The organism is Thiomicrolovo sp. ZZH C-3 (assembly GCF_054862725.1).
Genome location: NZ_JBTKXX010000003.1, coordinates 110,670 through 135,653, shown reverse-complemented (window position 1 = coordinate 135,653; position 24,984 = coordinate 110,670). Strand labels below are relative to the sequence as shown.

The 24,984-nt window shown below is 59.0% G+C and carries 20 protein-coding genes and 1 other RNA gene; 5 read left to right on the top strand and 16 right to left on the bottom strand.

The genetic code is table 11. The features are described 5' to 3' along the window. Nucleotides 1–5 precede the first annotated feature (5 nt). The 10 genes from ACXWTF_RS10545 to gap form a co-directional block, all read right to left on the bottom strand. A complete protein-coding gene (locus ACXWTF_RS10545) occupies nt 6–1,097 on the bottom strand; it encodes a nitronate monooxygenase (protein ID WP_461714951.1) in 1,092 nt (363 codons plus the stop codon). Then, nucleotides 1,098–2,300 (bottom strand): tyrosine--tRNA ligase, encoded by a 1,203-nt coding sequence (gene tyrS / locus ACXWTF_RS10540; protein ID WP_461714950.1) that lies wholly within the window; start codon nt 2,298–2,300, stop codon nt 1,098–1,100. Between the two features lie 16 nt (nt 2,301–2,316). Then, nucleotides 2,317–4,473 (bottom strand): RelA/SpoT family protein, encoded by a 2,157-nt coding sequence (locus ACXWTF_RS10535; protein WP_461714949.1) that lies wholly within the window; start codon nt 4,471–4,473, stop codon nt 2,317–2,319. 53 nt (nt 4,474–4,526) lie between these two features. After that, nucleotides 4,527–4,751, bottom strand: a complete 225-nt coding sequence (locus ACXWTF_RS10530; protein ID WP_461714948.1) for a DNA-directed RNA polymerase subunit omega — start codon at nt 4,749–4,751, stop codon at nt 4,527–4,529. A gap of 23 nt (nt 4,752–4,774) precedes the next feature. Beyond that, a complete protein-coding gene (gene pyrH / locus ACXWTF_RS10525) occupies nt 4,775–5,488 on the bottom strand; it encodes a UMP kinase (RefSeq protein WP_461714947.1) in 714 nt (237 codons plus the stop codon). A gap of 164 nt (nt 5,489–5,652) precedes the next feature. Then, nucleotides 5,653–6,654: a dihydroorotate dehydrogenase-like protein gene (locus tag ACXWTF_RS10520; protein WP_461714946.1), complete on the bottom strand. Its 1,002-nt coding sequence runs from the start codon at nt 6,652–6,654 to the stop codon at nt 5,653–5,655. Further along, nucleotides 6,645–10,214, bottom strand: a complete 3,570-nt coding sequence (gene nifJ, locus ACXWTF_RS10515; protein WP_461714945.1) for a pyruvate:ferredoxin (flavodoxin) oxidoreductase — start codon at nt 10,212–10,214, stop codon at nt 6,645–6,647. The genes ACXWTF_RS10520 and nifJ overlap by 10 nt, the downstream gene beginning before the upstream one ends. Nucleotides 10,215–10,353: 139 nt before the next feature. Then, a complete protein-coding gene (locus tag ACXWTF_RS10510; protein WP_461714944.1) occupies nt 10,354–11,313 on the bottom strand; it encodes a 6-phosphofructokinase in 960 nt (319 codons plus the stop codon). Between the two features lie 12 nt (nt 11,314–11,325). Continuing rightward, nucleotides 11,326–12,045 (bottom strand): ATP-binding protein, encoded by a 720-nt coding sequence (locus ACXWTF_RS10505; RefSeq protein WP_461714943.1) that lies wholly within the window; start codon nt 12,043–12,045, stop codon nt 11,326–11,328. 9 nt (nt 12,046–12,054) lie between these two features. After that, entirely contained in the window at nt 12,055–13,050 is a 996-nt protein-coding gene (gap, locus tag ACXWTF_RS10500; RefSeq protein WP_461714942.1) for a type I glyceraldehyde-3-phosphate dehydrogenase, read from the bottom strand. Between the two features lie 300 nt (nt 13,051–13,350). Here gap and ACXWTF_RS10495 point away from each other — a divergent pair, with 300 nt between their 5' ends. Further along, nucleotides 13,351–13,962 carry an HD-GYP domain-containing protein gene (locus tag ACXWTF_RS10495; RefSeq protein WP_461714941.1) on the top strand — a complete coding sequence of 204 codons (612 nt, stop codon included), beginning with the start codon at nt 13,351–13,353 and terminating at the stop codon, nt 13,960–13,962. 17 nt (nt 13,963–13,979) lie between these two features. Here ACXWTF_RS10495 and ssrA read toward each other — a convergent pair. The 6 genes from ssrA to lptM form a co-directional block, all read right to left on the bottom strand. Continuing rightward, nucleotides 13,980–14,347, bottom strand: a transfer-messenger RNA (tmRNA) gene (ssrA, locus tag ACXWTF_RS10490). 81 nt (nt 14,348–14,428) lie between these two features. Next, nucleotides 14,429–15,706 carry an OmpA family protein gene (locus ACXWTF_RS10485; protein WP_461714940.1) on the bottom strand — a complete coding sequence of 426 codons (1,278 nt, stop codon included), beginning with the start codon at nt 15,704–15,706 and terminating at the stop codon, nt 14,429–14,431. Nucleotides 15,707–15,911: 205 nt separating this feature from the next. After that, entirely contained in the window at nt 15,912–17,462 is a 1,551-nt protein-coding gene (gene guaA, locus ACXWTF_RS10480; RefSeq protein WP_461714939.1) for a glutamine-hydrolyzing GMP synthase, read from the bottom strand. Nucleotides 17,463–17,588: 126 nt separating this feature from the next. After that, nucleotides 17,589–18,896, bottom strand: coding sequence for a sodium:proton antiporter NhaD (gene nhaD, locus ACXWTF_RS10475; RefSeq protein ID WP_461714938.1), 1,308 nt, complete (start codon nt 18,894–18,896; stop codon nt 17,589–17,591). 50 nt (nt 18,897–18,946) lie between these two features. Continuing rightward, nucleotides 18,947–20,386 carry an L-aspartate oxidase gene (gene nadB, locus ACXWTF_RS10470; RefSeq protein ID WP_461714937.1) on the bottom strand — a complete coding sequence of 480 codons (1,440 nt, stop codon included), beginning with the start codon at nt 20,384–20,386 and terminating at the stop codon, nt 18,947–18,949. Then, nucleotides 20,386–20,472 (bottom strand): LPS translocon maturation chaperone LptM, encoded by an 87-nt coding sequence (gene lptM / locus ACXWTF_RS10465; protein WP_461715091.1) that lies wholly within the window; start codon nt 20,470–20,472, stop codon nt 20,386–20,388. The genes nadB and lptM overlap by 1 nt, the downstream gene beginning before the upstream one ends. A 3-nt stretch (nt 20,473–20,475) precedes the next feature. Between lptM and ACXWTF_RS10460 the strand changes: the two genes are divergently transcribed. The 4 genes from ACXWTF_RS10460 to ACXWTF_RS10445 are packed head-to-tail and all read left to right on the top strand — an operon-like array spanning nt 20,476 to nt 24,979. Then, nucleotides 20,476–20,940 carry a hypothetical protein gene (locus tag ACXWTF_RS10460; RefSeq protein WP_416768555.1) on the top strand — a complete coding sequence of 155 codons (465 nt, stop codon included), beginning with the start codon at nt 20,476–20,478 and terminating at the stop codon, nt 20,938–20,940. Beyond that, nucleotides 20,912–22,708, top strand: coding sequence for an excinuclease ABC subunit UvrC (gene uvrC / locus ACXWTF_RS10455; RefSeq protein ID WP_461714936.1), 1,797 nt, complete (start codon nt 20,912–20,914; stop codon nt 22,706–22,708). The genes ACXWTF_RS10460 and uvrC overlap by 29 nt, the downstream gene beginning before the upstream one ends. 60 nt (nt 22,709–22,768) lie before the next feature. Then, nucleotides 22,769–23,188, top strand: coding sequence for a PAS domain-containing protein (locus tag ACXWTF_RS10450; protein ID WP_461714935.1), 420 nt, complete (start codon nt 22,769–22,771; stop codon nt 23,186–23,188). Between the two features lie 15 nt (nt 23,189–23,203). Continuing rightward, a complete protein-coding gene (locus ACXWTF_RS10445; RefSeq protein ID WP_461714934.1) occupies nt 23,204–24,979 on the top strand; it encodes a hypothetical protein in 1,776 nt (591 codons plus the stop codon). Nucleotides 24,980–24,984: the final 5 nt, after the last annotated feature.

Here is a 24,984-nt window from a genome sequence, read left to right as displayed (position 1 = left end):
GCGACCTATTCGCCTTCGGTGAGCTTCTTCATCAGGTCGGCGACACTGATGAGTTCGTTGATCCGGTAGCCGTTCGTACCGGAGAAGAAGAGGCCCAGTTCCATGTTCCCTTCATAGGCATCGCTGAGACGGTCGGCGATACAGAAACCGACCGCTTTCGCCTCGACCCCGCGTTCGCAGGGGGCGACGCAGTTGGAGATACACTTGATCGCCGGCCCTGTGCGTGTTTCGATCAGGCTGCTCAGGTTCGTGCGTACGCCTCTGGCCGGGTAGCCGACCGGGGACTTCATGAGGTGGATATCCTCCTCTTTGGATTCAAGCAGGACCTTCTTGAAATTCGGGTGGGCGTCACACTCATAGGTTCCGATAAAGCGGGTCCCCATCTGCACGCCTTTGGCCCCGAGCGCCATCATCTCTTCGATGTCCTTCTTGTCCCAGATCCCGCCGGCAGCGATCACGGGGATATCGCCCCAGCTTGCCGCCTCTTCGACGACCGGAGCGACCAGGTTCTCGAGCTGGTGCTCTTCCATGAAACACTGCTCGTAGGTAAAGCCCTGGTGGCCGCCGCTTTTGGGGCCTTCGAGGATCACCGCGTCGGGGAGGCGGTTGTAGCGTTTCTCCCAGCGCTTGCAGATGATCTTGAGCGCCTTGGGCGAGGAGACGATCGGGACGAGGGCGACGTCGGGGTACCCTTCGGTGAATTCGGGCATGTTCGTCGGCAGGCCCGCCCCGGTGATAATGATGTCGATTCCCGCTTCGCAGGCGTCGCGGACAACACGGCCGTAGTCGTTGATGGCATAGAGAATGTTCGCCGCCAGCGGCGCGTCGCCGCAGATCTTGCGCGCATTGTCGACAATCGCGGTCAACCCCTCTTTGGAGTAGAAGTTCTCCACGTCCAGCGGGCGGCCGGAGACCAGTTTGTGCGCATGCTCTTTTTGCTCATAGTACCCGGTACCGACGGCACTGATGACGCCGAGGCCGCCCTCTTTGGAGACAGTGCCGGCCAGACGGTCCCAGCTGATACCAACGCCCATACCGCCCTGAACGATCGGTTTTTCAAGCGTATATTTACCGATTTTCAGCGGTTCGAAACTCATCTATTTCACCTTTACGCGGGCAAACTTGCGTTTGCCCACCTGCAGGATGTACTCCCCCGCTTCGAGCTGAAGCTGTTCGTCATCCACTTTTTGTTGATCCATTTTAACGGCTCCTTGCTTAAGGTCGCGCCGGGCCTGCGAGGTAGATGCTTCAAGGCCGCAATCCTGCAAGGCTTTGGCGATCCAGACCGGGCCGTCGAGCGTGAATTCGGGCATGTCGCTCGGCAGTTCGCTTTTGGCGTGCACCCGGTCAAACTCCGCCTTCGCCGCTTCGGCATCGGCAGCGCTGTGGAAGCGTTCGACTATTTCCATCGCCAGTGCCTCTTTGACCTTTTTCGGGTGGGCCGCGCCGCGCTCGACATCGGCTTTGAGCTGGGCGATCTCCGCAAGGCTCCTGTGGCTGAGCAGCTCGTAGTAGCGCCACATCAGGTCATCAGAGATGCTGAGCACCTTCCCGAACATCTCGCCCGGCGCTTCCGCGACACCGATGTAGTTGTTGAGACTCTTGCTCATCTTCTGGACGCCGTCGAGGCCCTCGAGAATCGGCATCATCAGAACCGCCTGCTCTTTGCCCTTCTCGTAGGCGCGCTGCAGATGGCGCCCCATCAGGAGGTTGAACTTCTGGTCTGTACCGCCGATCTCGATATCGCTGTCGAGATGAACGCTGTCGAAGCCCTGGAGCAGCGGATAGATGAATTCGCTGATGGAGATCGGCGTGCCGCTTTTGTAGCGCTTTTCAAAGTCATCGCGCTCGAGCATCCGTGCGACGTTCATCAGGGTGGTGAGTTCCAGCATCCCCGCCGCGCCGATGGGGTTGATCCAGTCGGCGTTGAAGAGGACCTCCGTCTTTTCGGGGTCGAGGATCTTGAAGACCTGCTCTTTATAGCTCTTGGCATTTTCGGCGATCTGTTCGGGGAGCAGCTTTTTGCGCGTCTCGCTCTTGCCGGTCGGGTCCCCGATCTGTGCGGTGAAGTCACCGATGATAAACTGGACGCGTCCGCCGATACGCTGGAAAGCGGCCAGCTTGTTGAGCAGGACCGTATGGCCCAGGTGCAGGTCCGGCGCCGTCGGGTCGAATCCCGCCTTGACGCTGAAGGTTTTCCCCTCGTCCAGGGCCGCTTTTACCAGCGTTTCGATACGCTCCTCGTCGATAATCTCCGCCGTACCGCGGCGGATTTCGGCCAATGCTTCTGTCACTGTCATTCTTTCCCTTCACCTCTTACACGGAGCGATATGCGTCGTCCGTTCGAATAAACTGTATGATATGAATTTTTTGTTCAATTTTAGCGCGGAGGCGGTTAATATCCGCTTCCGAACTCTGGAACTCCAGCTCGCACAGCTGCTGATGTTCCTGGCGCTCCTTGCCCAGTTCGATGCTGACGATTTCCGCCCCCAGCTTCGCCAGGAAGGTGAGGAAATCCGCCAGCGCCCCCTTGGCGTTCTGCATGCTGACGATCATATGGTAGTGGAAGATGTTCTCCTGCTTCCAGCGCACGAAGAGCATCGGCTCCTCATCCTCGATCAGCGTCGCGGCGTGCTGGCACATTTTGTGGTGGATGTGCGCTTTGCCGTTGCTGAGGAAACCGACGATCTCGTCCCCGGCCTTGGGGTGGCAGCAGAAATCGAAGACGACGTCCGAGATGGTGTGGTTCGAAAAGAGCTCGATCGAACCGAAACGGTAGAGTTTGAGCTTGAAACGGTGCGTCGCCAGGAAGGCACGGAACTTCTTATGCGAACGCAGCGCCTTGAGGTAGTGGTGCAGCACCTCCCGCAGGTAGTCGACGTCCCGGGCGATCATCCAGGCGTTCTGCAGGCGGTTGTGCTCGCGCATCCACTCCCGGATGCGGGTGACGTTGAGCTGCATCACCCCGCGCATGATCAGCAGGCCGCTGCGACTGTCGATGTCGCGGATGCGGTGGCGGCAGTTGATGCGGATGTGCTGTTTGGCACGGGAGGTCTTGACCGCGTCCATCCAGCTGCAGCGCAATTGCTTCTCCTCGGCGGTCATGATCCGGACGATATCGCCGTTGTGCAGCTCCGCCAGCAGGCTCTTGCTCTCCTTGTTCACCAGGCACGACTCCGCCCGGTCGCCGATCTCGGTGTGGACGGCATAGGCAAAGTCCAGCGCCGTCGCGCCGCGCGGGAGGGTGTAGGGTTTGCCCTTGGGGGAGAAGACACTGATATCCTCGCTGTAGAGGTCGGTCTTTGCCAGCTCGTAAAAGTCCTCGATTGACTCCTCCTGGTACTGCAGGTTCTGCAGCCAGTCGAGGTTGATGGTGTTGCCCCCGCTCTTGTATTTCCAGTGGGCCGCGACCCCCAGCTCCGCCGTCTTGTGCATCTCGAAAGTACGGATCTGCACTTCGATGATGGAGGTGTCGTCAAACACCGTCGTGTGCAGGGTCTGGTAACCGTTCTCCTTCGGGATCGCGATGTAATCCTTGAAACGCGAGGTGAGCGGCTGAAAATGCAGGTGCACGAGCCCGAGTACGCTGTAGCACTGGGTCGGGTCGTTCACAAGTACCCTGATGGCCAGCAGGTCCAGTACCTCGTCGATACTGATCCCCTTGCGCTGCATTTTGAGGTAGATGGAGTAGTCGTGCTTGATCCGGCTGAGGATCTCGTAGCTGCCCGGGATGATACCATGCCGCTCCATCAGTTTCGCGATCTTCTGGCGGAAGCCGTTGAGGCGCAGCTCGATGTCGTGGTAGTTCGCCTTCAGGTAGTCGTCTATGCGCTTTTTCTCTTCCGTGAACACATAGGAGAAGCTCAGGTCCTCAAGGAAGTTCTTGATATAGGAGATACCGAGGCGGTGGGCGATCGGGGCGTAGACGACCAGGGTCTCCTCGGCGATGCGGCGCTGTTTGGCCGGCGGCAGCGAATCGAGGGTCAGCATGTTGTGGAGCCGGTCGCAGAGCTTGACGACCAGGACACGGATATCCTTGATGGAGGCGAGCAGCATCTTTCGAAACGTCAGCGCAGAGACAACGAGCTTTTCGTCCGAGTGCGACGGGATGAGCTCTTTGTCACGGATCAGGTCGATCTTGGTGAGGCCGTGCACCAGGTGGGCGACGTCGGAGCCGTAGCGCATCTCCACCGCCTCGATGGTGTTGGGCGTATCCTCGACGACATCATGCAGCAGGGCCGCAATGACCATGGCCCGGTCGCCGGTGATGGAGGCCACCAGCCCGGCGACGAGGATCGGGTGGACGACATAGGGTTCGCCGCTTTTGCGCGTCTGGTGCGCGTGGGCGTCTTTGGAGAAGAGCAGCGCATCTTCGATCTGTTCATCAAAGGCGATGTTTTCGTGCAGCAGCGCCGTCGCACTTTCAATATCCCGGATGGATCGGATCTGGTTGATATCAAAATTATTTGCCATGGCTGCTCTTTGCGGTCAGATGTGGGAGCGCCCCAGGGACGCAGGGGGAGGGGTCAGGCTTTGGACTTGAAGCCCTTGATAAGGACGAGGCCTTCCGCGATCTCCATCAGGGCGAGATCAGTCGACTTGGTGGTCTTCAGGTCAAGGTTGAGCTTGCTCTGGGCACCGTTTTCGAGCTCTTTCGCGCGCTGTGCCACGGCAATGGCAAGCTGGTAGCGGTCGATGCCGGCAGTGTTGAGGGCCTTGGCAGTGATCTCTTCAAGACGAAGGTTTGTCATGGTGTTTTCCTTTGGGTAGTTTCTTACTGCTGCACGATGGAGCAGTTGGTGTAATCGCCGCCGATGATCTCAAGCAGGTTCCCCTGTTTGAACATGTCGCAGACGATAATCGGCAGTTTGTTGTCTTTGGCCAGCGCGATGGACGTGTCGTCCATGACCTTGATGTGGTCGTGCAGCGCCTGGTCGTACGAAAGGACGTCCAGTTTGACGGCGTCGGCGAATTTGTTCGGGTCGCGGTCGTAAACGCCGTCGACCTTCGTCGCCTTGATGATGACGTCGGCCCCGATCTCGACCGCCCGCAGCGTCGCGGCGGTGTCGGTCGTAAAGAAGGGGTTCCCCGTGCCCGCCGCGAAGATCACGACGCGTCCCTTTTCCAGGTGACGGACGGCCCGGCGCTGGATGTAGGGCTCGGCGATCTGTTCCATTTTGATCGCCGTCTGCACCCGTACTTTCAATCCGGCGTGTTCGCACGCCTCCTGCATCGCCACGGCGTTGATCACCGTCGCGAGCATGCCCATGTAGTCCCCGGCGGTACGGCGGATGATGCCGTCCTGTGCCGCCGTGACGCCGCGGATGATATTGCCGCCGCCGATGACGAGACCGACCTGGATCCCCGCGTCGACGAGGCTCTTGATCTCCTGGGAGATGTAGTTGAGGATCTGGGTGTCGATCCCGTGACCGGCTTCACCGGCCAGTGCTTCACCTGAAAACTTAACCAACACCCGTTTTTGACCCATCAAACACGCTCCTCTCTCACACCAGCGGCGCCTGTTACGCGCAAAAAGTGTCTTTATAAAATCCCGCAATTATATTTTACAGTCGCTTTAAAGGAGCTTTAAGAAAAGCAAACCCCCGCCGGACGGGGGGATAAAAGTTTCATTAGGAAGCAGCGTTTGCGCCGCTAAAACCAGAGGTCATCGCCGTGGCGCAGCAGATCGACGTAATTGGCCCGCTCCAGGGCCGAAGGGTTGGGGGCTTTGGCATAGCTGATGGCGCCGCGCATCTGGTCAAACGATTCGTATTCGTGTTCCGTCATCCAGCGTTCGGCGGCCTCGAGCATGACCGCGGCATGGGCTTCGCCCCGTTCATGAAAGACCGTCGCGGCCGCGACGGTGCTCGCCCCGGCCATGACGGCCTTGACGATATCGCTTCCCTCGCTCACCCCGCCCCCGGCGCAGAACTGCAGGCCGCTCTGGCCGTAACAGACGGCGACGGCACGCAGGGCCGCGGCGAAATCGGCCGGAGAGCTTCTGGAGAGCTTGCGGGTCCACTCCAGTGCCTCCAGGTCAATGTCGCTGTGGTAGAAGCGGTTGAAGAGCACGGCGGCCGTCGCCCCGGCCTCCTCCGCCGCCTTGAGGAAATGCGGCAGGGCCGTGAAGGTGGGGGCCAGCTTGACGGCAAAGGGCAGGGTCGTCTCCCGCCGGACGGAAGCGATCGCCTCAAGGTAGTGCGCTTCGACCTGCTCCGCGGAGGTCCAGGCCCGGTTCGCCGGGTAGTAGAGGTTCAGCTCCAGCGCGTCCGCGCCGGCGTCTTCAAGCATCTTCGCATAGGTCGTCCAACCGCCGGTACTGACCCCGTTCAGGCTGGCGATGACGGGGATCTCCAGGGTCGTTTTCAGTGCCCGGAGCCGCCCCATATAGTTTTCCGTCTCATAGTTCTCGAATGCCCCCTCCGGGAAGAAGCTCAGCGCTTCGGAGAAGGCATCCTTGCCGTGAAAGAGCATATGGTCGACCTCATGCAGCTCCGCGTTGATCTGCTCTTCGAAAAGCGAATGCATCACAATGGCCGACGCGCCGTGGTCTTCCAGGGCGCGGCAGCGGTCGGTATGCTGGCTCATCGGCGACGCCGAAACGATCAGGGGGTTCTTCAGTGTCAGTCCGAGGTATTCGATACTCATTTGCATACGTTCTCCTTGCTAAAGGTCAGGTTCCCGCTTTCGGCGAGGTCACGGTAACGGATCCAGTCGCGCTGCGCCTTCTGCGCCGCCGCATCCAGGAAAGCATCGGCGCGTTCCGCATTCATCTTGAGGACCATTTTGAAGCGGGCCTCGTTGTACATGTACGCCTTGACCGGCTGTTTGGGCTCTTTGTAATCGAGGGAGAAGGGGTTCTCCTCAGTGCCGATCTTCTCGGGGTTGTAGCGCATCATCGGCCACAGCCCGCTCTCCACGGCCAGCTTCTGCTGCTGCATACCGTAGCGCAGGTCATACCCGTGGGCGATACAGTGGCTGTAGGCGATGATGATGGAGACCCCCTCGTAGGCTTCGGCCTCGACAAAGGCCTTGAGCGTCTGCGTGTCGTTGGCGCCCATCGCCACCCGGGCGACGTAGACGTTGCCGTAACTGAGCGCGTGCATGGCGAGGTCCTTCGCCTCGGAAGGCTTCCCGCCCGCGGAGAACTTCGCTACGGCGCCGACCGGGGTCGCCTTGGAGGTCTGCCCGCCGGTATTGGAGTAGACCTGGGTATCCATAACGAGGATGTTGATGTTGCGTCCCGACGCCAGCACGTGGTCCAGACCGCCGTACCCGATATCATAAGCCCAGCCGTCGCCCCCCATCGCCCAGACGGATTTGCGGATCAGGTAGGAGCTCACCCCCTCCAGCAGCCGTGCTTCCTCCCGGTCGATGCCGGGCAGTTTCGCCTCAAGGGTTTTCACGTCCGCACGCTGGCGGGCGATCTCCGCTTCCGTTTTCTGCGCATTGGCCGCGAGTGAATCGGCGAGTTCAGCTCCGACCTCATCGCGCAGGGCTTCGAGCAGCTCCCGGGCGAAAAGGGACTGCTTGTCGATGCTCGCGCGCATCCCGAGCCCGAACTCCGCATTGTCCTCGAAGAGGGAGTTGGACCAGGCCGTCCCCTGCCCTTCGGCGTTTTTCGCCCACGGCGTCGTCGGCAGGTTCCCGCCGTAGATGGAGGAGCAGCCCGTCGCGTTGGCGATGATCATCCGGTCGCCGAAGAGCTGGGAAGCGAGTTTGACATAAGGCGTCTCCCCGCAGCCCGGGCACGCACCCGAGAACTCGAAGAGCGGCTGCAGTAGCTGCGCCTCTTTGACCTTGGTGCGGTCCAGGCGGCTGCGGTCGACCTCGGGCAGGGAGAGGAAATAGTCCCACTCCGCCACCGCCTGGTCGTGGATCGGCTCGATCGGCGCCATGTTGATCGCTTTTTTGGAGAGATCGGACTTGTTCTTGGCCGGGCACATCTCGACACAGAGCGAGCACCCCGTACAATCCTCCACGGAGACCTTGATCGTAAAGCGTTCGTTCGCGTCGAAAGTCTTCGACTTCACGTTCACGGCGCTGAACCCTTCGGGGGCGTCGGAGAGCAGCGCCTCGTCAAAGACCTTGGCGCGGATGACGGCGTGCGGGCACACCTCCATACATTTGCCGCACTGGATACAGACATCCGGGTCCCAGACCGGGGCGTCCAGGGCGATCTCGCGCTTCTCGTACCTGGTCGTTCCCAGCGGCCAGGTGCCGTCATCCGGGATGGCGCTGACCGGGACGCTGTCGCCTTCGAAGGCCTCCAGCTTCGCCGTGACGTTCTCCAAGAACGGGTCGGCGACATCGAGCTTGTACACCGGCAGCAGGTCCGCCCCGGAGCCGACCGCGTCCGGCACGGCGATCTCATGCAGGTTCTCGATCGCCTTGTCGACCCCGCAGAAGTTCATCCGCACGATCATCTCGCCCTTTTTGCCGTAGGTCTTCTCGATGCTCTCTTTGATCTTCGCGATCGCCTCTTCCGGCGGGATGACCCCGGCGATGTGGAAGAAACAGGTCTGCATGATCGTATTGATCCGCCGTCCCAGGCCGCACCCCTTGGCGACCTCGTAGGCGTTGACGGTGTAGAGCTTCAGCCCCTTCTCGATAATCCGCTCCTGGGCGATCCGCGGCAGGCGCGTCCACACTTCGTCGGCATCGTAGGGCGCATTGATGAGCACTTTCGCGCCCGGCTTCGCCTGCTTGAGGATATCGTACTTGAGGATGAAGACGAACTGGTGCACCCCGACGAAATCCGCCGTGTCAATCAGGTAGGTTGACTCAATCGGATCCGGGGAGAAGCGCAGGTGCGAGGTCGTCATGGAGCCGGATTTCTTCGAATCGTAGACGAAGTAGCCCTGCACATGCCGCCCCTCCTCGCCGATGATCTTGATGGAGTTCTTGTTGGCGCCGACGGTCCCGTCGCTGCCCAGGCCGTAGAAGAGCGCCTGCGTCACCCCCTCGCCCGGTGTCTCGAAGGGGGCGACCTCGAGGGAGAGGTGCGTCACGTCGTCGGTGATACCGACGGTAAAGCGCGGTTTCGGCTCCGCTTTTTTCAGTTCGTCGAAGACTGCTTTGACCATGGCGGGCGTGAACTCCTTGGAGGAGAGCCCGTAGCGCCCGCCGATCATGCGGGGCATCGACTTGCAGCGCCCCTGGGCGAACGCTTCGGCGTAGACATGCATCACGTCCGAGAAGAGCGGCTCCGCGTAGGCGCCCGGCTCTTTCGTACGGTCAAGGACGGCGATCGCCTCGACACTCTTGGGGATCGCATCGAGGAACCGCTCTGCATCGAAGGGCCGGTAGAGCCGGACGATCAGCACCCCCGTTTCATACCCCAGCGTATTGAGCGCGTCCACCGTCTCGCGCACCGTCTTGGCCCCCGATGCCATCAGCACGATCAGTTTTTTCGGGTTGGGGCAGCCGTGGTATTCGTACAGACGGTACTGCCTGCCTGTCAATGCCGCGAAACGGTCCATCTGCTCCTGGACGATGGCGGGGAAGGCATTGTAGTAGCGGTTGACGCTCTCGCGCCCCTGGAAGTAAACGTCGGGGTTCTGGCTCGTCCCCCGCAGGACCGGGGATTCGGGGTCCAGAGCCCGGGCCTTGTGGGCATTGACCAGCGCCGTCGGGATCATCGCTTTGAGCACCGCATCGTCGAGGGTCTCGACGTTCATCAGCTCGTGCGACGTCCTGAAGCCGTCAAAGAAGTGCAGCACGGGCAGCCGCCCCTCCAGGGAAGCCGCCTGGGCGATCAGGGCGAAATCCTGCGCCTCCTGGGCATCGCAGGAGGCGAGCATCGTGAAGCCCGTCGGCCGGCACTGCATGACATCGCTGTGGTCCCCGAAAATGGAGAGCGCCTGCGCGGCCAGGGAACGGGCGGCGACGTGAAAGACGGTCGGGGTCAGCTCCCCGGCGATCTTGTGCATGTTCGGGATCATCAGCAGCAGCCCCTGCGACGCCGTGAAGGTCGTCGTCAGCGCCCCCGCCTGCAGCGCGCCGTGGACCGCGCCGCTGGCACCCCCCTCGCTCTGCATCTCCATGACGTCCGGCACGGTGCCGAAGATGTTCTTCTCCCCGTTCTCGGCATACTCGTCGGAGTGTTCCCCCATGGGGGATGAGGGGGTGATCGGGTAGATGGCGATCACCTCGTTGGTTTTGAATGCGACACGCGCGACCGCTTCATTGGCGTCCATAACAATCCGTGACATAGCGGGCTCCTTATCATAATTTATTGACTCGTTTGGGCCCATTGTACTCCGATGAAAGAAAAAGGCAAATTAAATAAAACGGTATGCAACCAAAGGGAGATAATCGGGGCAAAAACCCCGGAAAAAGGCGCCGCTGCGCTCAGTCGATCAGGTTGATGGTCGAGAGCAGTTCGCTGTCGATCGTGTAGGAGTGGGAGACGACGTCGTCGATCTCCATGAGGCCGTAAACCCCGTCGCGGTAGTAGACGACCTTGTTGGCGTCCCGGGAGTGCAGCAGGTGGTCGATGGCATGGATGACGAACTCAAAGGCCATCAGCCTGTCGGTCACCGTCGGGTTCCCCCCGCGCTGGATATGCCCCAGGATACTCACCCTGGTCTCCAGGCCGATGGCCGACTCCAGCCACTCCGCGATCTCGGCGGTTTTCCCCGTCCCTTCGGCGACCACCGCCAGAATGTAGCCGCGCCCCCCGGCCACCTCTTCGAGCAGCTTCTGCTCCGCGACTTTGATATTGAAATCGGCTTCGGGGATGATACAGATCTCCGCCCCGCTGGAGATGGCGGAAACGACGGCAAGGTAGCCGCACTCCCGGCCCATCACCTCGACGACGAAGGCGCGGTTAAAGGTCGAGGCCGTATCGCGGATCTTGTCCAGGGCATCGCGGATGACGTTGAGCGCCGTATCGACGCCGAGGCAGTAGTCCGTGCCGTAGATATCGTTGTCGATCGTCGTCGGAATCCCGACGAAATTCAGCGGGAACTCCTCGCTGAAACGCTGCATCGCGCGGAAAGAGCCGTCCCCACCGAGCACGACGAGCCCGGTAATGTCATACTTTTTGAGGTTCTCGTACGCCTGTTTGCGGTAGTCGTATTCAAAAAAACGCTTGGAACGCGAAGAGCGGATAATGGAGCCGCCACGGTGCAGGATGCCGGCGACGTCGCTGTGGGAGGCCTCGGTGATCTCACCGTCGATCATCCCCTCCAGGCCGTGGTGAATGAAGTAGTGTTTCTGCCCCCGCTTGAAAGCGTAATCGACAAACTTCTTGATCGCAGGGTTCATACCGGGCGCATCACCGCCCGAACACATGATGGCCAGTGCCATGTGCGCTCCTTTTTATTCGTCGATGGTGACGACGTCGCTCCGGATGTCATTGAAGAGCAGGGTCTTGTGGTTCATACGGCGCTGGTAGAAAAACTGGTTCCGCTTCATGTTTTTGAGCTCGGAGGTGTTGTAGTAGTTCGCGTTGGAACAGCGACCGAGGAAGAGGAAGGAGAAGAGCAGCTTGAGCTGGGCGTTCTCGAAGATCTCATGGGGCTGCGTCAGGAACGTCAGCCCGTACTTTTTCATGTTGATCATGTTGAAGATGTACATGAGGAAGTCTTCGAACTTCGTATAGAAGCCGCCGAGCTGGGCGATCTCATGGAAAAAGTAGTAGTAATTCTCCAGCAGTTCCTGCTTGGAGATCGTCTGGGAGAGGCGGCTTTTGACATCGCGCTTGTTGGCGAAATATTTCGGGTTCACCGCCAGGTAGATATGCTTACCCTCTTTGACCGCTTCGTCGAAGGCCGCGTCAAAGGCATCGCTCTCTTCGAACTGCATATAGAAGAAGTATTCATCTTTGTAGCGCGCCTCGACTTCATCGATGGTGGGGTCCGAAAAGTCCATATAGAACGTCGGAATACCGCTGGCAATGACAAACTCGCGGATCTTCGAAGCAAGGTTCGTTTTTCCCGCCCCCTCTTCCGCGAGGATGAGCGTATTCCTATCGAGGATCTCGTCAGAGAGTTTCAGCGCGGCAATGCTGCTGTTGCAGTGACCGATAATGCTTTTCATCCGCGCTCCTCAGTGCTCACCGACAAACATTGCCATGTCCATCAGGCGCTCGGTGTAACCCCACTCGTTGTCGTACCAGGCCAGGACCTTGACGACGGTACCGTCGATGACGCTCAGCATATCCGGCACGAATGTACAGCTGTAGGAGGAACCGACGAAGTCACTGGAGACGCGTTTGTCGTGGTCGATCTCGACACGGCCTGCGTATTCGCCCGCCGCGGCGGCTTCGAAGGCGGCAATGACCTCCTCTTTGGTCGTCGCTTTTTTCAGGTTGACCGTCAGGTCGACGACGGAGACGTCCGTCGTCGGGACACGCATCGCGTACCCGTTGAGCTTGCCCTGCAGGTGCGGCATGACCAGGCCGATCGCCTTGGCGGCACCGGTGGTCGTCGGGATCATGTTGACCGCCGCTGCGCGGGCACGGCGCATATCTTTACTGTGCTTGACGTCGAGCAGGTTCTGGTCGTTTGTATAGGAGTGGATCGTCGTCATCAGACCGTTCTCGATCCCGAAAGTGTCATCAAGGATCTTCGTCACCGGTGCCAGGGCATTGGTCGTACAGCTGGCGTTGGAGATGACCGCTTCGCCCTGATAGCTGTCGGTATTGATCCCGATAACGTACGTCGGCGTATCGTCCTTGGCCGGTGCGGACATGACGACCTTTTTGACGCTGCCTTTGAGGTGTTTGGACGCCGTCTCCGTGGTCAGGAAAACGCCGGTACACTCGACGACGACTTCCGCGCCCGCTTTGCTGAAGTCGAGGGACTCCGGGTCACGTTCGCTCAGCATCATGACCGGCTTACCGCCGACCTCGATGGTGTTCTCATCGATCACTTTCGTCTCGATCCCCGCGTGAACGGAGTCGTACTTCAGCAGGTACTCCAGCATATCCGGTTTGGCCGTCGTATTGATTGCCACCAGCTCCATATCGTCGCGCTGCGCCGCGATCTTGATCGCGATCAGACCGATCCGTCCCGTTCCGTTTACCGCTACTTTGATTGCCATTTTTATTTCCTCGCAGGATGATTTATTCGCCATTATAGTAGAAATGGTGTATAGAAAAGATTACGTCTTTGTATAAATAGTGCCCACAGCCCCGTCGCGCCCGGGGGAGAAGAAAACCTCCGGCGACGCGGCATCGGGATTTGCCATAGTAGCCCGGTACGGTTACTGTCCTATTACGCACCGGCCTCACCCGTTCCGGTACCCATCCCGCGTAGGCCATTCTTCTGGTACAATGGGTGCTTATCGATCGCTGCGCCGGCGTTTTCCATCCGACGCAACGATGCACGCAAAGGGGGAAACATGAACCTTTTCGAGTCCCTTCACGCGCAGCCCTGCAGTATTGAAGGGCTGCGTGAAAGCCTTCGGCAGCGCCACATCCAGACCCATGAGCACTGCGAGCGTGTCGTCCTGCTCGCCGACGCCTTCGGCCGTGCCTGCGCCCTCTCCCCCGACGAGCAGATCCAGCTGCTCTACAGTGCCATGTTCCACGACATCGGTAAGATCGGTGTTCCCGACAGCATCCTTCTGCACCCGGACGTCCTTGCCCCCGAGCAGCGCGACACGATGCAGCTGCACTCCACCATGGGTGAATCCATCGTCAGATTGATGCAGCTGCCCCAGGGCGACAAAATCGCCACCTATGTCCGGCACCATCACGAGCACTACGACGGCAGCGGCTACCCAGACGGGCTCGGCGGCGAGACGATCCCCCGTATCGCCCGGATGCTCTCCATCCTCGACAGCTACGACGCCCTGCGTGAAACGCGTCCCTACCGCGCAGCCCTGGAGCATGACAAAGCCATTAGCATCATGCAAAGCGAAAGCGGCACCAAGCATGACCCCGAACTGCTGACTGTATTTTTACAGCTGGATGCAATGGATATTTTTGATAAACAGTATAGTGAGAGATAGTGTTGTATGAAAGAAATTGGTGGAGCTGTGGAGAATCGAACTCCAGTCCGAAAACAAGCTACCTGCGGCGTCTACATGCTTAGAGAGGTTGTTTGATTTAACCGGGCTTCACACAACCTGCAAAGCTAGACCGGGCGAGTCTCGAAGTTCTTCTGCAGATGAGACGCTCTGCAGATATATCTGGAGAAGGGTGATACTTCAAAATCCTTCCTATCCAGAGTCGGAAGGCGAAGCAGTCCTAAAGGTTAGTTAAAACTTACGCTACAGCGTAAGCAGGACGATAATTTGTGTTGTTTGCAGTTATGCAATCTGAGCCGTATAACGGGATGCTCAGCCCGGCATGCAACCGTAGGCGACCTGCTCCCGTCGAAACCAGGTCAGCCCCGTGTTTAAGTAAACATTCAATTATACCATAATTCCGGAGACGCCGGAGAAAACGGCGCGCCGGCCGCTGGGAAGCGGTGGCTTATTTCAGCAGCCAGACTTCGATGCGGCGGTTGGCCGCACGGCCCTCTTTGGTACCGTTATCGGCGACCGGCTGGGACTCGCCCTTGCCTTCGGCGATGATGCGGTCTTCAGCAATACCGTTGGCAATCAGGAGGGTTCTGACGCTGTTTGCACGCGCTTCAGAGAGCCCCTGGTTGTATTTGTCGGAGCCGCGGCTGTCCGTATGGCCGAGGATCTTCACGTTGTATGCCGGGCTCTCTTTGAGGAAGTCGGCGAACTCAACGACTTTGCTTTCAGACTCTTTGGCGATGACCGCAGAAGCAGTCTCATAACGGATCTTCAGGGTCTTGACAACCGGGCAGCCGACCATATCGACTTTGAACCCTTCAGGCGTGTTCGGGCAGTTGTCTTTCAGGTCGCTGACGCCGTCACCGTCGCTGTCGACCGCACATCCCAGTTCATCAACCACGGCACCCTCCGGCGTATTCGGACACTTGTCGGAAGCGTCGACCACACCGTCGTTATCGCCGTCAAGCTGGCACCCTTCCGCGTTGACCGTTGCACCGGCAGGGGTATCCGGGCATTTGTCCGCCGCATCGGCCACACCGTCCTTGTCACTGTCAAGCGGGCATCCCTTCGCATCGACGGTAACGCCGGCTGCCGTATCGGGGCACTTGTCCGCATCATCTGCAACGCCGTCATTGTCGCTGTCCGCCGGCGCTGCGGCTACCGGTGCCGGTTCCGGCTCAGGTGCAGGCTCTGCCGCAGCCTCGGAACCGCCGAAACTGACGGTGAACCCGACCAGCGCCGCCAGATTGTTGTCCCAACGGTCGTCGTTGTATTTGAGCATATAAAGCGCTTCGGCTTTAAGGGCCAGCATCTCGGTGAGCGGGAATTTGAAGCCCAGGCCGGCATCGGCCATCACGCTGTCTTTGTTGTCGTACATGTCCTCGGTCATATTCTCATATCCGAGACCGGCTTTCATAAACGGGATCGCCGAACCCAGCGGCGCGTATTCATGCACGGCGTTGAGCATAACACGGGTAATCGTCGTTTCATCCGGTCCCGGCTTGTAGTCCGCATCCGGCGAATAGAGCACCGCCAGTTCCGGTTTGATGCTCTCAAAGATCCCGTTGAACTGGAATTCGGCACCCACGGTACCTTCTTGTTTCAGGTTGAGGTTGCCCTCCGGCCAGACCACACCGAAGAGCGGTGTGACTTCATAATCCGCCGCAGCAGCGGACGTTGCAAGCACTGCTGCGGTAACAGCAGAGGTGATCAATCCTAATTTGCGCATATTTTCTCCTTTGTTTATAACGGAATTTCCCCTCGGTTCATGGAAAACTCGTCATCTTGGCTGCATTATAGCACGACAAATTCTCATCATTAATGAGGAAAACACAAAATTTGATAGATTTTTGATACAAAGCGGAAACAAAAGGGAAAAAAGGAAGAAAAGAAGGGTTACTGATGCGGAAGGCCCGGCCTATCGGCCGTGCTTCCTATTCCCACTCGATCGTTGCGGGCGGCTTGGAGCTGATGTCGTAGACGACGCGGTTGATCCCGTCGACTTCGTTGATGATGCGGCGGCTGATGCGCTCGAGCAGTTCGTGCGGCAGGTGTGCGAAAGTCGCCGTCATCCCGTCGACCGCCTCGACGACGCGGACACAGACCGTGTTGTCGTAGGTACGGTTATCGCCCATGACACCGACGCTCTTGACGTTGAGCAGGACGGCAAAAGCCTGCCATGTACGGGTGTAGTACCCGCTCGCCTTGAGCTCATCGAGCAGAATGACATCCGCTTCGCGCAGGAGATCAAGGTCGGGCTTGTTGACGTCGCCCATGATACGGATCGCCAGGCCCGGTCCCGGGAACGGGTGGCGGTTGATCATGGATTCCGGAAGTCCCAGTTCGCGGCCGAGCTTGCGGACCTCATCCTTGAAGAGTTCACGCAGCGGTTCGATCAGTTCGAAATCCATCCAGTCCGGCAGGCCGCCGACGTTGTGGTGGGACTTGATCGTCTCGGAAGGCCCTTTGACAGAGACCGACTCGATGACGTCGGGGTAGAGTGTCCCCTGGGCCAGGAACTTGATGCCGGAGTGCTTTTTCGCCTCGGCTTCGAAAACCTCGATAAAGGTGTGGCCGATCGTTTTACGCTTCGTCTCCGGGTCGGTGACGTTTGCCAGGCGCTCCAGGAAAAGCTCGGAGGCATCGGCAACAACGAGGGGGACTTTCAAGTTGACCTTGAAGACCTCCTCGACCTGTTCACGCTCGCCCTTGCGCAGCAGTCCGTTATCGACAAAGACGGGAACCAGCTGGTCGCCGATCGCCTCGTACAGCAGTGCCGCGACAACGGAAGAGTCGACGCCGCCGGAGAGCCCGCAGAGCACCTTGCCGTCACCGACCTGCTCTTTGATCTTCGCGATCTGTTCTTTGAGGAAGTGGCCCATATCCCACTTCTCCGTTACGCCGCAGATCTTCCGGGCGAAGTTGCGCAGCATGAGATACCCCTCTTCGCTGTGCTGAACTTCGGGGTGGTACTGCATGGCGTAGACGCGCTTCTCCTCGTTCGCGATCGCTGCGAAGGGGGAGTTGTCGGAGTGGGCGATCGGTGCGAATCCCTCGGGAAGTTCGTCAACGCGGTCGCTGTGGCTCATCCAGACGATGCGGCCGTTCTCGCACGATTCAAACAGCGGGGAGACGTTGCCGTGCTCCTCGTTGATATAGAGCTCCGCCTTGCCGTACTCGTGGTGATCGGAACGGATGACTGAACCGCCGAAATCGACGGCGATCCGCTGCATGCCGTAACAGATCCCCATGACGGGAAGGCCGAGGTCGTAAATCGCCTTGTCCACTTCGTAGGCGTCTTCGTCATACACTGAGGCCGGGCCGCCGCTGAGGATAATCCCTTTGGGGTTTTTCGCGGTGATCTCTTCGACCTTGGTGAAGTAGGGAACGATTTCACAGTAGATACGTTCCTCGCGCAGGCGGCGTGCAATAAGCTGCGTATACTGCGATCCGAAATCCAGTACGATAATGCTGACGTCTTTCACGGTAGGACCTTTATGAATGGTTGATTGATAATGGAAGGATAGCTTAAAAGGGGTTAGATTTGGGTTAGTGTCGGGCAGTACGCCGGAGGGGTGTTGCGCCCCGGCGGGCAACGCCGAAAGGCGGGCCTAGTAGAGCCCGAGAATCTCGAACTGAATGTACCAGAGCACCAGTGAGAGGATATACCCCGCCAGGATCGTCCAGGAGTATTTCATATGCGCACCGAAGGTATAAATCCCGCGCAGACGCCCCATAACGCCGACACCTGCGGCGGAACCGAAACTGATCAAACTCCCGCCGATTCCCGCCGTCATCGTCACGAGCATCCACTGGTCCAGCCCCATCTCCGGGCTTGCCTTGAGGATCGCACTCATAACCGGGACGTTGTCGACGATCGCCGAGAGGAACCCGACGCCGATGTTTGACGCCGTCGCACCGATCACGCCGTAGAGGTCGTGGATGTAGTTGAGGAAGCCGACATAATGCAGCGCGCCGACGGCGGAGAGGATCCCGAAGAAGAAGAGCAGCGTATCATTCTCGATCTTCTGCATATTGACGAAAATGTCGAATGAGTCGCGCTTCTGCTTGGTGAGGCGGAAAGAGTAGAGCTTGAGCAGCGCCAGGCCAAAGACCATGCCCCACATCGCCGGGAAGTGGAAGAACTGGTGCCCCATGACGGCTGTAAAGATCGTGAAGGCCCCCAGCCAGACGACGGCCATCCCGCCGTCGCGCATCTGCGGTGCCGTTTCAGTACTGGCATCAAATGCCGGCGCTCCTGCGGGAACGAAACGCGCCAGCAGCCATGCCGTCAGGACCCAGCCGCCGATGGAGGGGACGAAGAGGAAGAGGAAGTCAACGAACTCGCCCTTCTGCGCCGTCCACGCCATCAGGGTCGTAATGTCACCGAAGGGGCTCCAAGCACCGCCCGCATTGGCTGCGACGACGATATTGATGGCGCCCGGGACCAGGAACTTGTGGTTGTCGCGGTCGATCGTAAAGAGGACCGTCGAGAGGATCAGCGCCGTGGTGAGGTTGTCGGCCACGGGGGAGATGAAGAACGCCAACAGCCCCGTCAGCCAGAAGAGTTTCTTGTAGCTGTATCCCTTGGAGACGAGCTTGTACTTGAGCACGTCAAAGACACCCCGCTCGATCAGGGTCTCGATAAAGGTCATCGCCACGAACAGGAAGAAGAAGATCTCCGCGATCTCCTCGATCAGCGTGCGCATCTCCTCGTGCAGCGGGTCCGGGGAGAGCCCGTTAAGCGCATAGTAGATCCCGATCAGCATAAACGAGAACGTCCCGATGAACAGCGCCGGCTTGGCCTTGTTCAACTCATATTTTTCTTCTGTTGCAATAAAATAATAGCCGACGGCAAAGACGGCAAGAACGGCGATCCCGACCCACGTCGAGGTCAGATCAAGCATGGTATCATGCATATAAAACTCCCAATTGAAATAGATTTCACACCTCCGAAGGTGTCATTAACTCAGTGTTCGCGGTAATGGACACCGACCGATTCATCCCTGGCCAGGGCGGCACGGACGATTTCGTGCGCCGTCAGCAGACGCAGTCTCAGCATCCGGCCGATCGGGGAAGCGAGCATCGTGTCAATGGTGGCCAATGCCTCCTGAAGCCCCTCAGTCGTCCGGACAATGGAAACGAATTTCCACATTATACGGCGCAGCTGCTCCTTTTTCTCTTTGTCTCCCTCGACAAACAGGGGGTCGTCTCCGGGGGCAAAATGCGCGGTGCAACGGGTTCCCGGTTCGGCCAGCAGTGCCGCGGTCGCCCGTTTGGCGAAGACCAGCCCCTCCAGCAGCGAGTTGCTGGCCAGCCGGTTGGCACCGTGTACCCCCGTCGACGCGGCTTCGCCGATGGCATAGAGTCCTCTGATGCCGGCCACGTTACCGTTCAGGTCCGTTTTGATCCCGCCGATAGCGTAGTGGAACGCCGGGGAGACCGGCACCCGGTCCTTGGGGACATCAAAGCCCATATCCTGCAGGTTCGCGCTGATATTGGGAAAACGCTTGTGGAAATAGGCCGGATCAAACTCCCGGAACGAGAGGTAGATCTGCTTTTTCGTTTTGCGGCGGTAGTCGAAAAGCGCCCGGCTGACGATATCGCGGGGGGCGAGCTCGCCCCGGGGGTCGTAATCGAAGAGGAACCGGTAGCCGTCCTCGTCTTCGACCTGCGCCCCCTCGCCCCGCAGCGCTTCACTGAGCAACTGCTTCTGTACCGACTGGTTGCCGAGGTAGACGGTCGGGTGGAACTGCATCATCTCCATCTGTTCCAGGGCAATCCCCTTCTCGACGCAGATCCCCTGGATGTCACCGCTGATGCTGTAGGCGTTCGTGTGAAAGCGGTAGAGCGAGCCCACACCGCCGCTGGCGAGGATCACCTGGTGCGCCAGGATTACCTTGCGCTCACCCTTGTAGACGACTTCCACCCCGCAGATCTGCCCCTCCTCGATCAGGAAATCGATGACGGTGGCGTTGGCCAGCATGGGGTGGGGGTTGTTCAGCAGCAGGAAGTGGTGGAGGTGCCGTCCCGTCGCATCGCCGCCCGCGTGCAGGATCCGGTCGGCGGAGTGTGCCGCCTCCTTGGTATAGAGCAGGCGCCCGTCCTCGGCGGTGTCAAACTTGAACCCGCGCCCCATCAGGTCCCGGACCACCTCCTGCGACGTTTCGCTCAGGACCCGGACCGCCTCCTCGTTGCACATGCCCGCACCCGCTTCGAGGGTGTCTTTGATGTGAATGGGGATATCGGCGTCGTTACGCGCCGTTGTCACGCCGCCCTGGGCGTAGTAGGTATTACACTCCCAGGGGCGGGTCTTGTTGATCAGGAGGACTTTTTTGTCGGTGGGAATGTTCAGTGCGGCGTAGAGTCCCGCGACCCCGGCACCGATGATGAGGATGTCATACTGCATCAGCGCACCTTTTGCGGGGCTTCATAGTAGGGGTCGCCCTTGTAGCCGCATCCAGTAAGGCTTAACAGGCAAACCGCTATAATCATCATATGAAAAATGCTTCGCATATTCTCGCTTCACTGCGGCAAAAGCCGTCGTTTTCAAAATTGGCGCACTTCGAGTGCATCCGCCGCATCCAGGGGCTTTTTCCCCCGCACCTGCAGCGGCTCGTACGGTACGGCTATTTTCACAACAAAATACTCTATTTTGTCCTCAGCCATCCGGGCGCCAAACAGGAGTTCGATAATATCATTGCGTCGATTAAAGCCCCTTTAAAACGCTATACGCCGCCGGAGTGCCGGGAGCAGCTTCCCGAGGACATCCGCGCCTTCGTCACCCACCGCGCCCCGGCGGTGAACAGCAACGACCCGGGGATGGTACGCGATAGCGAAGCGCACTATATCGAACGCGCCGAAGGGGACTTCGGCAACGATACGCACCACCCCGAACTGCACCGCCTTATCGAACGGATCAGAGAACACATCCATGCTCGAACAGATTCAGAACCTGCCTGACCGTCCCGGCGTCTACCACTACTACGACGCCGGCGGCCACCTGCTTTATGTCGGCAAGGCCAAAAGCCTGAAGAAAAGGGTCAAGAGCTACTTCCGCTTTACCCCCGTGCTCGCCCCCAACCCGACCCTCTCCCCCCGCATCCGCAAGATGCTCGGCGAAACGGTGTCGCTGCACTATATCGTCGTCGAAAGCGAGCACGACGCGCTGATCCTGGAAAACTCCCTGATCAAGCAGCTCAAACCCAAGTACAACATCCTGCTGCGCGATGACAAAACCTACCCCTATATCTACATCGACCGGGCCCTCCCTTTCCCCCGTTTCGAGATCACCCGCAAAGTCATTACCGGCAGTAAGATCGAGTACTTCGGCCCCTACTCCGTCGGGGCGCGGGACATCCTCGACTCCCTCTATGACCTCGTACCGCTCGTGCAGAAACAGGGGTGCCTCTCCGGGGGAAAAACCTGCCTCTTCTACCAGATGAAACAGTGCCTGGGCCCCTGCGAGGGGCTGGTGACGCCGGAGGCGTACGCCGAGCTCATCGACGAGGCCAAAAGCCTTATCGACTCGAAACGGAAACTGCTCGCCCGCCTCGAAGCGCGGATGGCCTTTTACGCCGAAGCGCTGCGCTTCGAGGAGGCGGCCAAGCTGCGCGACCGCATCGACCGTATCGAACGGAGCGAACAGCTCTCCAAGATCGACCTGGCCAACGCGGCGGATTACGATATCTTTGCCGTCGCCCACAACGACCGCTACGCCGCCATCGTGCGCCTCTTCATGCGGCGCGGCAAGATCGTCTCTTCGGCCTTCGATACGATCCGTACGGGTGCCCTCTTCGATCCCGGCGAACTCTACGAACGCACCCTGCTGGAATTCTATGTCCATGACCAGCCCCCCATCGTCGCCCCCATCCTCGTTGCGGACGATTTCGAGACCCGCGAATGGGTCGCCTCGGCGCTCTCCAAACACCTGGGGCGCAACGTTCAGATCCACGTGCCGCAGCGCGGCGAGAAGCGCAAGGTCATCGATACCGCACGCCTCAATGCCGTGGAGCTGCTCCAAAAACAGCGCCACAGCGGTGCGGAACGGACGGCGGAGGCCCTGCAGGAGCTCTGCAACCTCTCCGCCTTCCCCGAACGTGTCGAAGTCTTCGACAACTCCCATCTTGCCGGGGTCGCGCCCGTCGGTGCCATGATCGTCGCCGAAAAAGGGACGTTCCTGAAAAAGGCCTACCGTCACTACAACCTCGACGCCCGGGACGAATACGCCCAGATGCGCGAAATGCTCTCCCGCCGGATCGAGAGTTTCGGCACCAACCCGCCGCCGGACCTCTGGGTGATCGACGGGGGGCGCACCCTGCTGCTGCTGGCACAGGAGCTACTGGCCTCGGCCGGGGTCAACCTTGACGTCATCGCCGTCAGCAAGGAGAAAATCGATGCCAAAGCGCACCGGGCAAAGGGAAAGGCCGCCGACCTGATCCACACCGCCGAAGAGACCCTGAGACTCCCGACGACCGACCCCCGTCTGCACTGGGTACAGCGGCTGCGGGACGAGGCCCACCGCTTCGCTATCACCTTTCACAAAAAGCAACGAGAAAAAGAAGCAAAAAGCTCCCATCTGCTGCAACTGAAGGGGATTTCCGAAGCCAAGGTGAAAAAACTTCTCAATCATTACGGCACCTTTGAAGCCATTTATGCAGCCCCCGAGGCGGAACTGGCCGCCCTCCTCAACACCGCTGATGCAAAAAAGATCAAAAACAGTTATCGATAAGTTGCATTTTGCGGTTAATATGCTATATTTATCCAGACACAAATTAAAACAAGGCCGACTATGCAGGTAGTAGAACCGATAGATGAAGAGTTTAAATTCGAAGGCCGTGCGATCGTCAGTGAAACAGACCTGAACGGGGTCATTACCTTTGCCAACCGGAAGTTCTGTGAAATCTCCGGCTACACCAAAGAGGAGCTGATCGGACAGCCGCACAATATTATCCGCCACCCTGATATGCCGAAAAAAGCGTTTGAAATGATGTGGAACACCATCAAGCAGGGCAATGTCTGGACCGGTCTTGTCAAAAACCTGCGCAAAGACGGGCGCTACTACTGGGTCGAAACAACCATTACGCCGATCCAGGATGAAAGCGGGGCGATCACCAAATACGCCGCCGCACGCAAAGGGGCCAGCGAAGCGGCCGTCGAAGAGGCCGAGGCCCTCTACGAGCGCCTACGCGGCGAAGAAGCAGAATCATAAAGTGAAGGAGGCATTGTGCTAATCTACAACCACAACAAACAACTGGTGGGTATTGACGACGAAACGCTACACCATCTCGGCTATAAAACCCTCTCCGAGTTTCTGGCGGACTACAAGGATGTAGCTGAAATGTTCGTCAAGAAGCCGGGCTATATCCACAATTTCCAGAATTTCCCCTGGATCGATTTTGTCCTTCACGCCGACGCCGAAGATACCCGCGCCATCATCCAGAACGAGAAGGTCAACTTCTCCTGTGTCCTCAGCCTCTCGCCGATCTTCATGACCGATGCCCCGGAGAATGAGGGGTACGTCGTCCACCTGAAACAGATCAAATCCCTCAGCGGAACGATGGAGCCCTTCGAACGCCCCGCACCCACGGAGCCGGCACCCTTTGCGGAACCGGCTGCATTCACGCAACCGCCCCACCCTGCTGCCGAGCCCGAAGCACCGATCGCGCCCCCTAGCGAGCCAGAAGAGGAGTTTGAGTTCAAAGAGCTGCCGGCGATCGACCTGCCGGACATCAACCTCGACGGGTCGCTCAACGAACCGGAGAGCTTTGAAGCCGAAAGTGTTGAACCGGAACCCTTCGCCCTCGAAGAAGAGCCCTATATGCCGGAAACCTTTGAACCGGCTGTCACCCCGGCCAAAACCGAAAGACCGATGCTCGGTGACTATATCAACCAAGAAGAGCAGGCCTACCTCGACAACCTTCAGACCGACAGCGACTATGTTTTCGATCCCCACGTTGCGGCGGATGAGCTCGGCCTCCCCGTCGATCTGATCGAGGAGTTCATCGGTGACTTTATCCAGCAGGCCCACGAGTTCAAAAACGGCCTCTTCAACGCTAACCACGAGGAGGACTTCGACGAAGTCCACCTGCTCTCTCACAAACTCAAAGGGGTCGCGGCCAACCTGCGGATCGAAGACGCCTTCGAGGTCCTGAGCATTATCAACTCTTCCCGTGACCAGATCGAGATCGAGGCCAACCTGAAGCAGTTCTACCTGATCGTCGCGAAGATGGAGGGCAAACCGCTTCCGGAGATGCTGGAGACAGCCGCACCGGCTGCAGAGGAATCCCTCCCGCCGGCACCGGCGGAAGAGCCCGAAGAGGATCTCTACGACTTCGGCGACCTTCTTGGAACCAAGGAGACAGAAGAGGAACTGCCCGCCTTCGATAAAGAGCCGCCGGCCCCGATCCCCGAACCGGAAGAGGAAGAGGACCTTCTGCCCCTTGACCTCGGCCTTCCGGATGAGGAGCTTCCGGAAGAGGCGGAGGAGTCCGTCGAACTCCCGCCGCTCAAAGATGAGCACACGCCGCCGGTCGAGGAAGAGCCTCACGAGCCGGTCGAGGATGTCGAACCGTTCGGTCTCGACATCATCCCCGAGACAGAGCAGCACCTTATTGATGATGCCGAAGAGGGAGAACACTACAAGCAGGTCAGCGGTGACGCCGCAAAAGACGCCGCACTGATGTCCGGAGCCGAAGAAGCAGAGCTGCATTACGACCTCACACGGGCGGCGGCCGAGATCGGTCTGAGCGACTCCTTCGTCAAAAGCCTGGTAGAGGATTTCGTTGATGACGCCAAGAAGAAAAAAGGCGAAATCATGCAGGCGATCGATGACGGCGACCTGAAAAAAATCCGTGCCGCGGCCTTCGAATTCAAAGGCCTTTCGGACAACCTCCGTATCGAGGATGTCTCCCGCAGCCTCACCAAGCTGCTGCGTCATGAACAGCAGCCCGCCCTGAAACGGGAAGCGGAACACTTTTATTCACTCTTGAATCAACTCTAAAAAGG

Excerpts from the sequence above, each read along its gene's own strand:
- ACXWTF_RS10510 (WP_461714944.1), bottom strand. The coding sequence starts at position 11,313 with ATGGCACTGGCCATCATGTGTTCGGGCGGTGATGCGCCCGGTATGAAC.
- ACXWTF_RS10495 (WP_461714941.1), top strand. The coding sequence starts at position 13,351 with ATGAACCTTTTCGAGTCCCTTCACGCGCAGCCCTGCAGTATTGAAGGG.
- ACXWTF_RS10535 (WP_461714949.1), bottom strand. The coding sequence starts at position 4,473 with ATGGCAAATAATTTTGATATCAACCAGATCCGATCCATCCGGGATATT.
- ACXWTF_RS10530 (WP_461714948.1), bottom strand. The coding sequence starts at position 4,751 with ATGACAAACCTTCGTCTTGAAGAGATCACTGCCAAGGCCCTCAACACT.
- nifJ (WP_461714945.1), bottom strand. The coding sequence starts at position 10,214 with ATGTCACGGATTGTTATGGACGCCAATGAAGCGGTCGCGCGTGTCGCA.
- pyrH (WP_461714947.1), bottom strand. The coding sequence starts at position 5,488 with ATGGGTCAAAAACGGGTGTTGGTTAAGTTTTCAGGTGAAGCACTGGCC.
- ACXWTF_RS10450 (WP_461714935.1), top strand. The coding sequence starts at position 22,769 with ATGCAGGTAGTAGAACCGATAGATGAAGAGTTTAAATTCGAAGGCCGT.
- uvrC (WP_461714936.1), top strand. The coding sequence starts at position 20,912 with ATGCTCGAACAGATTCAGAACCTGCCTGACCGTCCCGGCGTCTACCAC.
- gap (WP_461714942.1), bottom strand. The coding sequence starts at position 13,050 with ATGGCAATCAAAGTAGCGGTAAACGGAACGGGACGGATCGGTCTGATC.
- lptM (WP_461715091.1), bottom strand. The coding sequence starts at position 20,472 with ATGATTATAGCGGTTTGCCTGTTAAGCCTTACTGGATGCGGCTACAAG.
- nhaD (WP_461714938.1), bottom strand. The coding sequence starts at position 18,896 with ATGCATGATACCATGCTTGATCTGACCTCGACGTGGGTCGGGATCGCC.
- ACXWTF_RS10460 (WP_416768555.1), top strand. The coding sequence starts at position 20,476 with ATGAAAAATGCTTCGCATATTCTCGCTTCACTGCGGCAAAAGCCGTCG.
- ACXWTF_RS10505 (WP_461714943.1), bottom strand. The coding sequence starts at position 12,045 with ATGAAAAGCATTATCGGTCACTGCAACAGCAGCATTGCCGCGCTGAAA.
- nadB (WP_461714937.1), bottom strand. The coding sequence starts at position 20,386 with ATGCAGTATGACATCCTCATCATCGGTGCCGGGGTCGCGGGACTCTAC.
- ACXWTF_RS10520 (WP_461714946.1), bottom strand. The coding sequence starts at position 6,654 with ATGCAAATGAGTATCGAATACCTCGGACTGACACTGAAGAACCCCCTG.
- ACXWTF_RS10485 (WP_461714940.1), bottom strand. The coding sequence starts at position 15,706 with ATGCGCAAATTAGGATTGATCACCTCTGCTGTTACCGCAGCAGTGCTT.
- tyrS (WP_461714950.1), bottom strand. The coding sequence starts at position 2,300 with ATGACAGTGACAGAAGCATTGGCCGAAATCCGCCGCGGTACGGCGGAG.
- ACXWTF_RS10545 (WP_461714951.1), bottom strand. The coding sequence starts at position 1,097 with ATGAGTTTCGAACCGCTGAAAATCGGTAAATATACGCTTGAAAAACCG.